We start from the raw sequence: 15,767 nt of genomic DNA on the forward strand, positions 1-15,767 counted from the left end.
GCCCTACTCCAGCGTAAAACGCTCGCCGGGTTCACCGTTCACCCACAGCGCGCGCGTTTCGCCTTCCGGCAGGCTGAGCATCAGCGTGCGCCAGGCCGGGCGGAAATGCCCTTCCGTCGTGATATCCACCATGATGCGCTGATGGTCGCAGCGCATTTCCCAGCGCAGCCACAGCGCATCGCCCTGCCGCCAGCCGTCGCTTTCGCCGTCGTCCTCAAACAGCAGCCCGCCGCTCGCCCCGCCGCCCTTGAGCGGAAACAGGCGCAGCTCGCGCCGATCGTCGGCGGCCACGTCCACATGCGCCAACCGCTGCGACAGCGGCAGCGCCGCCCCGGCGCGCACCAGCAGCGGCAGACGCTCCAACGGCGCCGCCAGCGTCACCGTCTGGCCGCCGCCGAACCACTGGCCGCTGTAGAAGCAGTACCAGCCTTCGCCATTATCCGGCAGATACACCGAACGGCGACGTTGCCCCGGCTCCACCACGCTGGCCACCAGCAGATCGCGGCCAATCAGAAAATCGTCGTTTTCGCCAAAGGTGCGCGCATCCTGTTCGTGATCGAGAAAAGTCGGGCGCAGCATCGGCTCGTCGTCGGCGCAGGCCTGCCACAGCAGCGTGTAGAAATACGGCAGCAGCCGGTAACGCAGGTTGATCGCCTCGCGCACCGCCGGGGTGGCGGCCGGGTACATCCAAGGTTCGTTGGCCGTGGCGTCGTCATTCCAGGAGTGGATGGTGAAACGCGGGTGCATCACGCCGTTTTGTACCCAGCGCACCAGCAGCTCCGCGTCCGGTTTGTCGCCGGAGAAGCCGCCGACGTCGTGGCCGAGGTTATACAACCCGGACAGGCTCATGCCCAGCCCCATACGAATGTTGTAGCGCAGCGTCTGCCAGCTGGTGCGGTTGTCGCCGCTCCAGGTCTGCACGTAGCGCTGCATGCCGGCGCAGCCGGAGCGCGAGATCAGGTACGGCCGCTTCTGCGGCGCGAAACGCTGCTGGGCCTCCATCGAGGCGCGCATCATCAGCAGCGGCATCACCGGGCGGATATGCTTGATGGCGATCGGCCGCCCAAAGCCGTGACAGCGCGCTTCGCCGTCCCACACTTCGTACTCGTTGTTGTCGTTCCAGGTCGAGTCGATGCCCATCTCCAGCAACTGCTGTGTGACGCCCTGCTGCCACCAGCGCACCGCCGCCGGATTGGTGAAGTCGAGGTGCGATCCTTCGTCGTCCCAGAAGCTGGAGCGTTCCGGCGCGTCGCTTTGCGAATCGCGGATAAACAGCCCCTGCGCCGCCACCTCTTGATACTGCGGATGATCCTGCAGCAGGCACGGCTTGATGTTGGCCGCCAGCTTGAGGCCGGCGTCGTGAAACGCCTGGCTGAGCAGCCTGGGCTGCGGCACCTTGTCATAGTTCCAGTTAAACACGTAGCGTTTGTTGTTGATCGAGGTGTAGCCCGACGACAGCTGGAAAGAGTCGCAGGGGATGGCATGTTGACGGCACAGCGCAATGAACTGTTGCAGCTGCTGCTGGGCGTCCGGCGCGTCGGTGTAGTGCATGGTCGAACCGCTGTAGCCCAGGCTCCACTTCGGCCCGAAGTGGGTGCGGCCGGTCAGGCGCACGAACGCCTTGGTGACATCCAAAACCTTCGGCCCGAGGAACAGGTAGTAATCCAGATCGCCCGCTTCGGCCTGATAGCGGCGGTAGGCCGTATGGTAGTTGTCGATCTCGTTGCCCAGATCCAGCCAGCAGCTGCTCAGGTTGTCGTAGAACAGGCCGAAGCTCGCCTCCGGCCCGCGGGTGATGGTAAACGGAATGTGTTTGTACAGCGGATCGGTGCTGGCGGCGTTGTAGCCCATCGCGTCCAGATTGCGCATCTCGAAGCGGCGGCCGGTGCGTTCCAGATCGCCGGCCTTCTCCCCCAGGCCGTAATAGCGCTCATCGGCGAAACGCCGCTGGTAATGCGCCACGCCGTCACCGTGCGCGTTGAGCAAGTAGGCGCTGGTCGGCCGATCCGCCGCCAGCGGCCGCCACTCGCCGTCGGCATTGCAATACTCCCACGCCAGCCACAGCGGCTGATGCACCGTCACGCGCAGCAGCGGCGTGCTGACCACCAGCCGATCGCCCTCCCGGCGCAGCTGATAGCCCGGCAGGCTGAAACCAGCGACGCTGAGCCGATCGCGCCCCTCCCAGGGCACATCCTCCTGCGGCGCAATGCTCCAGGTGCGATCCAGCGCCAGCTCGCCCTCACGTTTGATCAACACGCGGAACAGACCGTCTTCCAGCACGTACAGGCAGAAACGGTGGCGTTCATCGACCAGCAACTCGACGTGGTCGGCATGCTGCGCCGCCAGCGTCCAATTTTTCAACGTTTTCATACATATTCCACTTAGCTGTGTGAAGGGGTTTTCTTACCGCCGCGCTCGGCGATCAGGGCAATCAGGAACAGGGCGCCGATCAAATCGAAGAAGCCCATCGCGATGAACAGCGGGTTAAAGCCGAGGGTGTCGGACACTGCGCCGATCAGGAGCGTGAACAGGAAGCTGGCGATCCAGGCGCTGGAGCCGCGCATGCCGTTGACCGTCGCCATTTGGTTCTTATCGAACGATTCCACCACCAGGGCGCTGAGCATGCAGGAGATCACCTGATGGCCGAACCCGCCGATCGAGATCAGCGCGATCGCCACATAGGGATCTTGGGTGATCGCCACGAACGCCAGCGACACCATCAGGAAAGCGCCGGTCACCGAGCTGGCGACCACCGAGTTGACGCGGCTGCAGCCGAACCATTTGCGGTATAGGGTGGTGAGATAGCCGCTGGCGACGCTGCCGATATCCGCCGCCAGGAACGGCAGCCAGGCGAACATCGCTATCTGCTTCAGATCCATGCCGCGTTCGGTGGCCAGGTACAGCGGCACCCAGAAACTGAAGACCGCCCAGGCCGGCTCGGCGAGAAAGGCCGGGATGGCGATGCCATAGAATTTCTTGTTCTTGCACAGGCTGGCCAGTGAAGTGAAGAACGGCAGCTTCGGCAGCACCGGCTCGTTGTCTTCACGGATCAGATCCAGCTCTTGTTGGCTGAGGTTCGGGTGCTGCTGGGGCGAGTGGTAGAACAGCCACCACAGCACTACCCAGATCAGCGCCAGCCCGCCGGAGAACAGGAACGCGCCCTGCCAGCCGAAGGAGACGTGGGCGATGACGATGATCGGCGGCGCCAGCATGGCGCCGATGGAGAAACCGACGCCCGCCCAACCGGCGGCGATCGGACGCTCCTTCTTCGGGAACCAGTCGGAGATCGCCTTGGCGTTGGCCGGAGTGGCCGCCGCCTCCGCGCCCCCCATGAAGAAGCGCAAAATGGCCAGTTGCAACCAGCTGCCGGCGCCGGCGTGCAGCATACACACCACCGCCCAAATGCCCGCGCAGATCAGAAAACCCATCTTCAGGCCGATGACGTCGATCAGCCAGCCGCAGATCGGCTGAAATACCGTATAGGCCAACTGGAACGACGCCACCACCCAGGCATATTGCTCGGTGCTCATGTTCAGGCTGGTTTTCAGTTCCGGCGCCAGAATGCCCAGCGAGTTGCGGGTAATGTAGTTGACCGTGACGCCCAACAAGAACAGCGCCAGCATCCACCAGCGTAGCGATTTGAACTTGCGCCGGCCGCTCTGCGCGACCGTCTGATTGATCTCCACACTCATCGGTTCTCTCCCCGCGGCCGCCCGTGACAACGACGCGCGCATTGGTAGGGTACGTTGCGCTATCAAAAGGGGACGGTGAACACAGGCCAATGCCCGCCTAACAGACCGGCAGTCCATCACAACCCCATGATTTATTTTGTTTTCTTCTTTGCACACCGTTAAAATTGGACTGACAAGTCGTTAAAATTGGTGTACCAATGCAGACTACTCAGCGATCACGCACAGCGAAACGGGGTTTTTTGCAAAGATTTTCACAGGCGGGTGAAAAAATAGTCATAATAGCCGCAGGATCCAGTCAAAGTGCTGAAAAGCCGCAGTGAAAATATTCTCATGGACGAATTTGAAGGAGATCACAAAATGAACGGAAAGCTGAAAATCCAGGAGATCGCCCGCCAAACCGGGCTGTCGATCAGCACCGTTTCCCGCGTGCTGGCGGGCAAGGCCAACACCAGCGCCGAAGCGCGCCGCAAGGTGCTGGAATGCGCACAGCAAAACGGCATTCTACAGGGCATTTCCAGCGGCCGACTGATGTTGAACAATGTGATGGTGTTCGCGCCGCAGCGCGCGTTCGACGTGCGCACCGATATCTTCTACTACAAGGTCATTCAGGGCATCGCCGCCGCACTGATGCAGCACGAGGTGCGCATCCGTTACTGCGGCCTGGAAGAGCAGCACAGCGACGGCGCGCTGTTTCTGGAAAAAATGAGCGATCCGCACACCGAAGCGGCGCTGATCATCGGCATCGACGACGAACACATCCATACCCTGGCGGCCGATCTGCCCAAACCCTGCGTGCTGATCAACTGCACCGATCGGCAGATGCGGCTGGACAGCGTCTCGCCGGATCATCAGCTGATTGGCGACTATTCCGCCAGCTATCTGTTCCAGCAGGGGCACAGCCATATCCTCAACCTGCAGTGTCTGCGCCGCCACACCATGGAGCTGCGGCTGGCGGGCATCCGGCAGGCCTACGCGCGGCATCATCTGCCGTTCGACGACGGCCGCCATCTGGTGACCACTTCCGGCTTCGGCAGCGAAGAGGCCGAACAGGCGCTGAGCACCTACCTGAACCGCGCCCCGCTGCCGACGGCGATCCTGGCCGGCGGCGACTACATGGCGGTCGGGGCGGTCAAGGCGCTCAACAAGCTGGGGCTGAGCGTACCGGGCGACGTATCGGTGATGAGCACCGATGGCTTCAACCTGGCGGAAATACACGACGTGCCGCTGACCTCGGTACAGGTGCCGCGCGATGAGCTGGGCTACGAGGCGATCCAGCTGCTGCGGCGGCGCATGCTGCGCGCCGACGCGCCGCCGTGCAACCTGCTGCTGCATGGCCGGTTGGCGGTACGCGCCTCGGTGCGGCGCATCAGTCCCCACAAGACCACCCCGGCGGTGAGCACGCATAACCACAGGCTTTATGACGAGTAGACTACACTTAGGCTCAGTGCATTCATTCGATGAGGTAAATTTTTTGCCTAAGGAGAGCCACTATGCCAGCCCAGCGCATGCGTTCCGTCATTCCTCCCTACATGCTGCGCCGCATTATTGAACACGGTAACGCCCCGCAGCGCGACTGCGCGCTGCACACCCTGAACCACGTGCAAAGCCTGCTCGGCAACAAGCCGCTGCGTTCACCGACCGAGAAAAACGCCCGAGCCGGCGAAGCGCTCCGCGATATCTACGACGCCCAGAACGGCACCCAACTGCCCGGCAAACAGGTGCGCAAGGAGGGGCAGCCCAGCAACCACGACGTGGCGGTGGACGAGGCCTACGACTATCTCGGCGTCACCTACGATTTCTTCTGGCAGGCCTACCGGCGCAATTCGCTGGATAATAAAGGGCTGCCGCTGGTCGGCAGCGTGCACTACGGCAAGGAGTACCAGAACGCTTTCTGGAACGGCCAGCAGATGGTGTTCGGCGACGGCGACGGCGAGATCTTCAACCGTTTCACCATCGCCATCGACGTGGTCGGCCACGAGCTGGCGCACGGCGTGACCGAGAGCGAAGCCGGGCTGATCTACTACCAGCAGTCCGGCGCGCTCAACGAATCGCTGTCTGACGTGTTCGGTTCGTTGGTCAAACAATTCCACCTGCAGCAAACCGCCGATAAAGCAGACTGGCTGATCGGCGCCGGGCTGCTCGCCAAGGGCATCAAAGGCAAAGGGCTGCGCTCGATGTCAGCGCCCGGCACCGCCTACGACGACCCGCTGCTGGGCAAAGACCCGCAGCCCGCCAGCATGAAGGATTACATCCAGACCAAGGAAGACAACGGCGGCGTGCACCTCAACTCCGGCATTCCCAACCGCGCGTTCTACCTGGCGGCAACCGCGCTGGGCGGCTTCGCCTGGGAAAAAGCCGGCTACGTCTGGTATGACACAGTGTGCGACAAAGCGCTGCCGCAAAACGCCGACTTCGCCACCTTCGCCCGCGCCACGGTGAAACACGCGCAGGCGCGTTTCGATCAAAGCGTGGCGGACAAGGTGCAGCAGGCCTGGCATCAGGTGGGGGTGGAGTAATGAAACCGCTGCCGACGCTCAATCAGGATACGGTCATTGAGCTGGCGCGCGAGGGAGGCTTCGCCTACATTCCCAAACTGGCGGGCCAGCGCCGCATTGCGCTGGCCGATATCACGCCGGAGCAACGGCAGCGCCTGAATCAGTTGCTGAATCAGACGCTGCCGTACGCCCAGGAAGAGGGCCAACCCAACTCCCCCGGCTGCGGCGACCAGCGCTACTACCGCGTACAGATCAACTACACCAGCCCCACCCTGAGCACCGAGATCGTGCTGTTAATCCCGGAAAGCAGCGCGCCGCAGGCGCTGGTGGATCTGTGGAAAACCGGTCAGGTGGATGAGTGAGGGCTTACAGCGGCTGATAGCTGAAATTCACCCGTTTTTTGGAGATCAGCCCGTGCCCGTTCTGGCACAGGTAATCCACCGCCCCGCAGGCCTTCAACTCTTGCAGCGGCTGCCCGCACTCCGGGCAGCTCGCCAGCTGCCGATAATCGCGCTGACAGGCGGCACAATGGTAGTGACCCGCTACCCAATTCATGGTCTGACGACAGTGCGGACAATGCGCATCCATAACGGCTCCCAGGTTAAATCGCGCCCCATGAGCGCAAGAAATAGATCCCCAACGCGGTGGTGAAGAACGACCCGACGGTGGTGATAGCGATAATGTTGGCCGCCAGCGTGGCGTTGCCGCCCATAGCGCGCGTCATCACATAGCTGCCCGAAGCGGTCGGCGTGGCGGAAAACAGGAAGATAATGCCCAGCGCCGCCCCCTGAAACCCGCATAGCCAGCCGGCCAGCGTCATCAGGAACGGCACCAGAAACAGCTTGGCCGCCGACGACAGCGCCGCCACGTTGGACGAGCGGAACATGGCGCGGAAATCCAGGCTGGCGCCGGTGCACAGCAGCGCCAACGGCAGCGACAGCGCGGAGATATAGCTGCCGGTCTGGCGGATCACGGTCGGGATGCCCAGCCCGGTTTGCGCATACAGCAGCCCGCACACCAGGCCGATGATCAGCGGATTGGTGACAATGCTGCGCAGCAGCGACAGGTGGCTGATTTTCTTGCCCTGCCCACCCTGCAGGCTGCGCGTGAGGGTGATGACCGACAGTATGTTGAACAGGATCACGGTCACGGTCAGGTACAGCGAGGCGAGCGCAATGCCTTCGCTGCCGTAGGCGGTCATGGCGTAGGCCAGACCGACGATGGCGGTGTTGGCGCGAAACCCGCCCTGCACGAATACCCCGCGCTCACGCGGTTCTTTCACCACCCACCTGGCCGCCAGCTCCAGCAGCAGGAAGGTCGCCAGCGTGCCGACCGCGCCGAACAGCACCAGCGGCAGATTGCCGAGCAGCTGCGGATGGTTGGTGGCGATGCTGAAAAACAGCAGGCACGGCAGCGCCAGATTGAACACCAGGCGGGTCGCGCCGTCGACGAAGCGGTCATCCATCAGGCGCCAATGGCGTAACAGGATCCCCAGCAGCATCATCAACAGATTCGGCACGGTGACGTCGAACGCAAAACTCCAGGTTTCCCAGGACATGGTGTTCCTTCAGACAGGCGAGGTAATCTTCAGATAATAAAACGATTTCGGGCCAATAAAAAAGGGGCGCGGCATCACTGCCGCGCCCCTCATGAGCGATTACTTGCTCTTTTTCAGGTGGCTCATCAGGCGTTTGCGCTTACGCATCTGGGTCGGCGTCAGCAGGTTGCGTTTGCCGGCGAACGGGTTGTCGCCCTCTTTGAACTGGATGCGGATCGGCGTCCCCATCACGTTCAGCGAGCGACGGAAGTAGTTCATCAGGTAGCGCTTGTACGAATCGGCCAGATCGCTGACCTGGTTGCCGTGGATCACCACGATCGGCGGGTTGTAACCGCCGGCGTGGGCGTACTTCAGCTTCACGCGGCGGCCGCGCACCAACGGCGGCTGGTGATCGTCAACCGCCATCTGCATGATTTTGGTCAGCATCGAGGTGTTTACGCGACGGGTTGCGCACTCGTAGGCTTCCTGTACCGATTCGAACAGGTTGCCGACGCCGCTGCCGTGCAGGGCGGAAATAAAGTGCACACGCGCGAAGTCGACGAAGCCCAGACGCAGATCGAGCATCTCTTTCACGTGCTCGCGATCTTCTTCGCTCATGCCGTCCCACTTGTTGACCGCAATCACCAGTGAGCGCCCACTATTGAGGATAAAGCCGAGCAGCGAGAGGTCCTGATCGGAGATACCTTCACGCGCGTCGATCACCAGCAGCACCACGTTGGCGTCTTCAATCGCCTGCAGGGTCTTGATCACCGAGAATTTCTCGACGGTTTCGGTCACCTTGCCGCGTTTGCGCACCCCGGCGGTGTCGATCAGCACGTATTCGCGTTCGTCGCGCACCATCGGAATATAGATGCTGTCGCGGGTGGTGCCCGGCATGTCATACACCACCACGCGCTCCTCGCCGAGGATACGGTTAGTGAGCGTAGACTTACCGACGTTCGGGCGGCCGACGATCGCCAGTTTGATCGGCAGATCCTGCGGATTGAACGCTTCTTCCGGCTCTTCGTCTTCCTCGCCTTCCAGCGTTTCGCCGTTTTGCTCGGCCCAGTAAGCGGCGTTGGCCTCTTCCTCGGTCAGCTCGACGTCTTCCGGTTTTTCCGGCACGAACGGCACCAGCACGTGTTCAATCAGCTGGGTCACGCCGCGGCCGTGAGAAGCGGCGATAGCGAACACTTCACCCAGACCGAGCGAGTAGAAATCGGCGGTGGCGGTGTCCGGATCCAGACCGTCGGTCTTGTTGGCCACCAGGAAGGTCGCCTTCTGGCGGCTGCGCAGGTGCTGGGCGATGCCCTGATCCGCCGGCATCAGGCCGGCGCGGGCGTCGACCATGAACAGCACGATGTCCGCTTCTTCGATCGCCAGCAGCGACTGACCGGCCATGCGTGTTTCGACGCCGTCTTCGGTGCCGTCGATGCCGCCGGTATCGACGATGATAAATTCATTGCCTTCGATTTCAGCACGACCATACTTGCGGTCACGCGTCAGCCCCGGGAAATCCGCCACCAGCGCATCACGCGTATGGGTTAAACGGTTGAACAAGGTGGATTTACCCACATTCGGGCGCCCGACCAGCGCGACGACAGGTATCATTGTTGAAGCCTCATTACTTAATAATCAATGCGTTACTGCACTGTGGATAGACACCGTCGGTGCAGCTTATAAAATACGAAACGGCCCCTGAACATTCAGGAGCCGTTTTCCCCTTCATCTTTCGCGCCACAGCGGCGTTGTCTGCGCACCTTCGCCTCGGTCACTTAGCTCACTAAGCTCCCGAGGACTCATGCGCTTGCCGCCTGGCTGCAACCCGAAATCATTCGGATGCAAGAAGGGATACGACGAGCGGCGTTAGCGGGTGAAAGCGTAAACTTTCCCGCCGCGAGCCTGGATGACCAGCTTGTCGCCGGCCACCATCGGCGCAGACAGGAAGCCGGAGCTGTCCACTTCCTGCTGGGCGACAAAACGGCCATCGGTGGTGTTGACCCAGTGCAGATAGCCTTCGGCGTCACCGGTCACCAGATAACCATTATACATCACCGGCGGCGTCAGATTGCGGTGCAGCAGATCGCTTTGCGTCCACACGGTCACGCCGCCTTCGGTGCTGAGCGCCACCACGCGATCGTTCTGGTCGATCAGGTAGATGCGGCCCGCGTCGACGATGAAATCATTCACCGAACCCAGCTCGCGTTTCCAGATGATCTGACCGGAACGCAGATCCAGCGCCGTCAGGTTACCGTTGTAACCCAGCGCGTAGACCACGCCATCAACGATCACCGGCGTGGTGTCCACGTCGTTCAGGCGATCGATTTCGGTCGCGCCGCTCGGCTGAGAAATGCGCTGTTGCCAGATCAGTTGGCCCTGCTGCATCAGCACGGCGCTGACGCGGCCGTTGTCACCGCCGACGATGGCGGCGCCAAAGGCGACGGCCGGCGCGGATTCACCGCGCAGCGACAGCGAAGGCATATCCAGGTTAACCGTCCACTTCACCGCACCGTCGGCTTCGTTCAGCGCCTGCAGCATGCCGTTGGAGGTATGCACCAACACCATGCCGTCGCTGACAACCGGACGGGAGATCGCTTCGCCGGCCACTTTGGTCTGCCAGGCGATGGCGCCGTCGGCGGTGTTCAATGCGTAAACCACCGCTTTTTCGCTGCCGACGTAAACCTTGTCGCCCGCAACCGTCAGGCCGCCCGACAGCAGCGCAGACAGGTTGCTGGAGAAGAAGCCGGTCTTCTCGGAGAGGTTGACCTTCCACTTCTCGTTGCCGCTGTCGGCGTCCATCGCTTTCACGATGCCAAAGCGATCGGCGGCGTAAATGGTGCTGTCCTGATAGGCCGGGCGCAGGTGGGAGTAATACTCACCGATACCGTCGCCCACCGAGGTGCTCCACGCCTTGTTCGGCGTAAACTGATTTTCAACTTTCGGCAACGGCGACATGGTAACCACGTCTTCTTCGCTGTTAAACAGCGAGCAACCACTCAGCAAGGCAGCGGAAACCAGTCCGACCAAGAGTGTTTTACGCAATTGCATGGGAATTCCCCTTAGCTGGACAAGTTATTCAATTTCATGCGCAGCAGAACCTGCAGCGCTTGAGAAGCGTTGGACTCAATGCCTTTGCTGTAAGCTTCGCGCGCGCCCTTGGCGTCGCCCTTCGCCAGCAGCACATCGCCGCGCACATCCTGCATCATCGCCGCCCAGCCTTCGCCTTTCACGCCATCCAGCGTTTTCAGCGCTTCATCCAGCTTTTTCTCCTGCAGCTGGACGCGCGCCAGACGCAGGTCGATCATCGCCAACAGGTTGTCGTCTTTGGTCTGGCCCTGCGCCAGCGCCAATTGTTGTTCCGCCTTGGCGAAATCATTCTGTTCGACAAAGTGCTTGGCCAACTGCAGCGCGGCCAGTACGCCGTAGCTGTTGCCGTTGGCCTGGACAAATTTCTCTGCGGCAGCCACGTCATCCGGCTTGCCGGCCGCCAGACGATCGCTGGCTTCCTGATAGGATTGCGATGCCGCCATCATGTTGGAGTTTTCATGGCTCTGCCAGTAACGCCAGCCAACCAGGGCACCAATTCCGAGCACCACGCCCACCGCCAGCGCTTTGCCGTTCTCGGCAAAGAACCGACGCAGTGCGTCGACTTGTTCGTTTTCAGTGGTATAGACTTCCACGGTGTCCTTCTCCTTAACCTAACATCAAAGCCAGACGCGCAGCGACTTCGCTTTGCGCCAGCGTTTCTTGTTCACCACTGCGCAGGTCTTTCACCACCACCTGCTGCGCCGCCACTTCGCTCTCGCCCAGGATCAGCGCGATGCGCGCGCCCCATTTGTCCGCACGGGTGATCTGCTTCTTGAAGTTGCCGCCGCCGTAATTGGTCATCAGCTTCAGCTGCGGCGCCGCGTCGCGCACCTGTTCAGCCAGCTGCATCGCCGCGCTCTGGGTGCCCGCGCCGGAAGAGATGACGTACACGTCGATAGCCGACGGCGCCTTGAATTCCGGGTTGACCGCCTGCACCAGCAGCACCAGACGCTCCAGGCCCATGGCGAAACCGACCGCCGGGGTGGCGCGGCCGCCCAACTGCTCGACCAGACCGTCGTAACGGCCGCCCGCGCAGACGGTGCCCTGCGCGCCCAGGCTGGTGGTCACCCACTCAAACACGGTGCGGTTGTAGTAATCCAGACCGCGCACCAGGCGCTCGTTAACGGTATATGGGATACCTGCCTGCGCCAAAAGTTCACACAGACCGGCGAAGTGAGCACGGGATTCTTCATCTAGGTACTCGGACAGGCGCGGCGCGTCGTTCAACAGCGCCTGCACCTCAGGATTCTTGGAGTCCAGCACGCGCAGCGGGTTGCTGTACATGCGGCGTTTGCAGTCTTCGTCCAGCACCTCGACGTGCTGCTCCAGGAACGCCACCAGCGCATCGCGGTAGTTGGCGCGCGCCTCCAGCGAACCGATGGAGTTCAGCTCCAGCTTGACGTGCTCGGCGATGCCCAGCGCTTTCCACCAGCGGGCGGTCAGCAGGATCAGCTCGGCGTCGATATCCGGGCCTTGCAGGCCGAACACTTCCGCGCCCAGCTGATGGAACTGGCGATAGCGGCCCTTTTGCGGGCGCTCGTAGCGGAACATCGGGCCGATGTACCACAGACGCTGTTCCTGATTGTACAGCAGACCATGTTCGATGCCGGCGCGCACGCAGCCGGCCGTCCCTTCCGGACGCAGCGTCAGGCTTTCGCCGTTGCGGTCTTCGAAGGTATACATCTCTTTTTCCACGACGTCGGTCACTTCGCCGATCGCGCGTTTGAATAACGGGGTCTGCTCTACAATCGGCAACCGGATTTCGCTGTAACCGTAGCCGCCCAGCACCTGCTTGAGGGTGCCTTCAATACGCTGCCATAATGCCGTTTCTTCCGGCAGGTAGTCGTTCATGCCGCGGATGGCTTGAATGTTCTTTGCCACGTGAGTTCTCTGTCCGTTGTCTGTAAAAATGAACCTGATTATAGGGACTTTGCCGCCCGGTATTCAACGCGGATGCGGTTTTCCGCCCTTCAGGTACATAAACAAGCGGGCCAACAGGCCCGCCGTGTAGCGATAACGCTTATTTTTCCAGCAGATTGACCGTGATACGGTTGCTTTCGTCCATCATCGCGGCCTTGGCGCGAATCTTCGCTTCCAGCTGGTCGATCATCTGTTCGTTGTCGAAACGCTCTTTCTGGCGCACGCCGTCTTCGTAGAAGCCGCTCTTCTTGTGGCCGCCGGTCACGCCCATGGTGGACACCAGCGCTTCGCCCGGGCCGTTCACCACGCAACCGATGATCGAGACGTCCATCGGCGTGATGATGTCTTCCAGGCGCTGCTCAAGCGCGTTCACCGTGCCGATCACGTCGAACTCCTGACGCGAACAGGTCGGGCAGGCGATGAAGTTGATGCCGCGCGCGCGGATGCGCAGCGACTTCAGGATATCGAAACCGACCTTCACCTCTTCGACCGGATCCGCCGCCAGCGAGATGCGCAGGGTATCGCCGATGCCTTCAGACAGCAGCATGCCCAGGCCGATGGCCGATTTGACCGACCCGCTGCGCGCGCCGCCGGCTTCGGTGATGCCCAGATGCAGCGGCTGATCGATGCGCGACGCCAGCAGACGGTAGGATTGCACCGCCAGGAACACGTCCGACGCCTTGACGCTGACCTTGAACTGGTCGAAGTTGAGGCGATCGAGGATATCCACGTGGCGCATGGCGGATTCCAGCAGCGCTTCCGGCGTAGGTTCGCCGTACTTTTCCTGCAGATCTTTCTCCAGCGAACCGCCGTTGACGCCGATGCGAATCGGGATGTTCTTGTCGCGGGCGCAGTCCACCACCGAGCGAATGCGCGATTCGTTGCCGATGTTGCCCGGGTTGATGCGCAGGCAGTCCACGCCGTATTCGGCAACCTGCAGCGCGATGCGATAATCGAAGTGGATATCGGCGACCAGCGGCACGTTGACCTGCTGCTTGATCAGCTTGAACGCCTCGGCGGCGTCCATGGTAGGAACCGAAACGCGGACGATGTCGACGCCCACGCGCTCCAGCGCTTTAATCTGATTAACCGTTGCTTCAACATCGGTGGTACGGGTGTTGGTCATCGACTGCACGGCAATCGGCGCGCCATCACCAATAGGCACCTTGCCGACGTAAATGCGTGTAGATTTTCGACGGTTGATGGGCGCTTGGTTATGCATTACTTACTCTCCATTGCTGCTCTGACATCACGACCGGGGCCGCGCGATTACTGCGCGGCGACGGTCAGGCGAGCAACACGGTTTGACTTAACGAACCGGCTCAAATCAACCGGTTTACCCTGATACTGGATCTGTACTGCCGCCGGCGCGCCGATGGTCAGTTTGTACGGCGCAGTGCCGGTCAGGTTCAGCTTGCCGCCCTGCTTCTGGGTGCCGCTGAACAGCGTTTTACCGCTCGCGTCGGTCACCTGCAGCCAGCAGTCGGCGGAGAAATCCATCACCAGCGCGTTCGGATCGGCCGCCGGCGCAGCCACGCCCGCATCGGCGGTCGGCAGCGGCGATTGCGCCGCCGGCGCGGTTTCCGGCAGGGTGGTCTGGCTTGGCGACACCACGGCAGGCTGTTGCTGAGCCGCGCCCGGCGTCTGGGCGGTCGCCGCCGGCGCCTGAGCCGCTGCGCCGGTATCGGCCGGCGCGGCGCTGTTGTCGGTCAACGGCACGTTGGTGCCGGCGTCGGCGTTGCCGTCCGTCAGCGGCACGGACTGCCCTTCGTTATTCTGTGAAAGCTGCGCGGAGGATTGATCGGCCATGGTGGCGATCTCTTCCTGCTGCGCCTTGTGGTTTTGCCACCACCAGGCGCCGGTCAGGCCAATCACCACGAACACGATAAGCCAGGTGAAGCTCATCAGCCAGCCGTCGCGTTTCTTGCGGCGCTTGCCCAGCGAGAAGCTTTGCATCGGCGCCACTTTCGCCATCTTCAACGGCGCCTGCTTGGCCAGCATCGGCAGCAGTTCGTCTTCCGGCAAATGCACCAGCTTGGCGTAGGAACGGATGTAGCCGCGCACGAAGGTGGACGCGAGGTCAGCGGACACGCTGTCTTCCTCGATATCGCGCACGGTGGACATTTTGAGACACAGGCGTTCTGCAACGGCCTGTTGGCTCAGCCCGAGTTGCTCACGGGCCTGACGCAGGCGCTGGCCCGTCGTCATGGATACGGTTTTATCTTGGGAGGCTTCAGTATTCATTAGCTAAGAACTGCTGGTACTGTTTGGATTGTGGAAAACTTCGCGCTAACTGCTTGCCATAGCGTTGAACGCTATCCTGACGGCCGGCTAACGCGGCGAAACGAATCTGTAACCATAAGCTGCTGGCGCTAGCCGGCAGAACATGCTGATAAACATCCAATAAAAGTTGCGACTGGGCGCGCTTCCCTTCTCCAAATTGCTTTTCGGCCTCCGCCAACAGCGGAGCGCCTTTGTCCGGATCGACTTTCAGCGCGCGGCTCAACAGCGTGCGCGCTTCATCGTTTTGTCCGGCCTTGAGAAAACAGTAACCTGCGTTTTCCAGGCTGTCAGCGACCTGACCATAATCGGGCGCCAGCGCCGCAGCGCTAAACTGCTGTTGCGCCGGTACATACTGCCCTAAACTGCAAAGAAACGCACCGTAATTATTCAGTACGGTGCCATTGCCCGGCGCAAGTTTGAGCGCTTGCCGATAACGCTGTTCGGCCGCGGCGTTTTCACCGATCCGCTGCGCGTAGAGCGCCATGCCCAACTGCGTGCGGTAATCCTGCGGGGCCGCGTCCAGCGCCTTTTCCAGGTTCTGGCGCGCGGCGTCCATGTCACCTTGCTGCAGGTACTCCAGGCCCAGCTGCAACCGCGTCTGGCCCGCCTCAGCGACCTGTGCTTCCTTTTCCGGCGATGAGCCGGAACACCCGGCCAACAACACGACCGCCAGCCACACACCCCACAGTTTCAGCTTCATGCCCGCATTCATTTCCTTATCGGCCGTCAGCTAACGCCCATTAGCGTCAACAT

Annotated in this window: 14 protein-coding genes; 3 read left to right on the plus strand and 11 right to left on the minus strand. The window is 61.6% G+C overall.

What is annotated here, in order from left to right:
• Positions 1-3: 3 nt before the first annotated feature.
• Both ACORQT_RS18695 and ACORQT_RS18700 read right to left on the minus strand, forming a co-directional pair.
• Positions 4-2,370 carry a TIM-barrel domain-containing protein gene (locus tag ACORQT_RS18695; protein ID WP_444859261.1) on the minus strand — a complete coding sequence of 789 codons (2,367 nt, stop codon included), beginning with the start codon at positions 2,368-2,370 and terminating at the stop codon, positions 4-6.
• A gap of 11 nt (positions 2,371-2,381) precedes the next feature.
• On the minus strand, positions 2,382-3,692 hold the full coding sequence (locus tag ACORQT_RS18700) for an MFS transporter (RefSeq protein ID WP_033651564.1): 1,311 nt from the start codon (positions 3,690-3,692) through the stop codon (positions 2,382-2,384).
• Between the two features lie 357 nt (positions 3,693-4,049).
• Here ACORQT_RS18700 and ACORQT_RS18705 point away from each other — a divergent pair, with 357 nt between their 5' ends.
• From ACORQT_RS18705 to ACORQT_RS18715, 3 genes are all read left to right on the plus strand, one after another.
• Complete coding sequence (locus ACORQT_RS18705) at positions 4,050-5,120, plus strand: LacI family DNA-binding transcriptional regulator (RefSeq protein WP_164057277.1); 1,071 nt, start codon at positions 4,050-4,052, stop codon at positions 5,118-5,120.
• A 62-nt stretch (positions 5,121-5,182) separates the two neighbouring features.
• Positions 5,183-6,208 carry a M4 family metallopeptidase gene (locus tag ACORQT_RS18710; protein WP_033644087.1) on the plus strand — a complete coding sequence of 342 codons (1,026 nt, stop codon included), beginning with the start codon at positions 5,183-5,185 and terminating at the stop codon, positions 6,206-6,208.
• On the plus strand, positions 6,208-6,549 hold the full coding sequence (locus ACORQT_RS18715) for a protealysin inhibitor emfourin (RefSeq protein ID WP_016929750.1): 342 nt from the start codon (positions 6,208-6,210) through the stop codon (positions 6,547-6,549). Before ACORQT_RS18710 ends, ACORQT_RS18715 begins: the two co-directional genes overlap by 1 nt.
• A gap of 4 nt (positions 6,550-6,553) precedes the next feature.
• Here the strand turns inward: ACORQT_RS18715 and ACORQT_RS18720 are convergent, their stop codons facing one another.
• From ACORQT_RS18720 to pilW, 9 genes are all read right to left on the minus strand, one after another.
• Positions 6,554-6,775, minus strand: a complete 222-nt coding sequence (locus ACORQT_RS18720; protein WP_004941446.1) for a zinc ribbon domain-containing protein — start codon at positions 6,773-6,775, stop codon at positions 6,554-6,556.
• Positions 6,776-6,788: 13 nt separating this feature from the next.
• Complete coding sequence (locus ACORQT_RS18725) at positions 6,789-7,745, minus strand: AEC family transporter (protein WP_033651565.1); 957 nt, start codon at positions 7,743-7,745, stop codon at positions 6,789-6,791.
• Positions 7,746-7,844: 99 nt separating this feature from the next.
• Positions 7,845-9,335: a ribosome biogenesis GTPase Der gene (gene der, locus ACORQT_RS18730; protein ID WP_004941442.1), complete on the minus strand. Its 1,491-nt coding sequence runs from the start codon at positions 9,333-9,335 to the stop codon at positions 7,845-7,847.
• Positions 9,336-9,590: 255 nt separating this feature from the next.
• Entirely contained in the window at positions 9,591-10,772 is a 1,182-nt protein-coding gene (bamB, locus tag ACORQT_RS18735) for an outer membrane protein assembly factor BamB (RefSeq protein ID WP_046687651.1), read from the minus strand.
• An 11-nt stretch (positions 10,773-10,783) separates the two neighbouring features.
• A complete protein-coding gene (locus ACORQT_RS18740; RefSeq protein WP_033635592.1) occupies positions 10,784-11,404 on the minus strand; it encodes a YfgM family protein in 621 nt (206 codons plus the stop codon).
• Between the two features lie 13 nt (positions 11,405-11,417).
• On the minus strand, positions 11,418-12,692 hold the full coding sequence (gene hisS, locus ACORQT_RS18745) for a histidine--tRNA ligase (protein ID WP_025303909.1): 1,275 nt from the start codon (positions 12,690-12,692) through the stop codon (positions 11,418-11,420).
• A gap of 139 nt (positions 12,693-12,831) precedes the next feature.
• Positions 12,832-13,953 carry a flavodoxin-dependent (E)-4-hydroxy-3-methylbut-2-enyl-diphosphate synthase gene (gene ispG, locus ACORQT_RS18750; protein WP_016929756.1) on the minus strand — a complete coding sequence of 374 codons (1,122 nt, stop codon included), beginning with the start codon at positions 13,951-13,953 and terminating at the stop codon, positions 12,832-12,834.
• 47 nt (positions 13,954-14,000) lie between these two features.
• The gene (gene rodZ / locus ACORQT_RS18755) at positions 14,001-14,975 is read right to left on the minus strand and encodes a cytoskeleton protein RodZ (RefSeq protein ID WP_033644090.1); all 975 of its coding nucleotides are present in this window, start codon (positions 14,973-14,975) and stop codon (positions 14,001-14,003) included.
• Positions 14,965-15,714, minus strand: coding sequence for a type IV pilus biogenesis/stability protein PilW (gene pilW / locus ACORQT_RS18760; RefSeq protein WP_164057279.1), 750 nt, complete (start codon positions 15,712-15,714; stop codon positions 14,965-14,967). Before pilW ends, rodZ begins: the two co-directional genes overlap by 11 nt.
• Positions 15,715-15,767 lie beyond the last annotated feature (53 nt).

This window comes from Serratia sp. (in: enterobacteria) (assembly GCF_052400455.1).
Classification (GTDB): Bacteria; Pseudomonadota; Gammaproteobacteria; order Enterobacterales; family Enterobacteriaceae; genus Serratia; species Serratia ureilytica.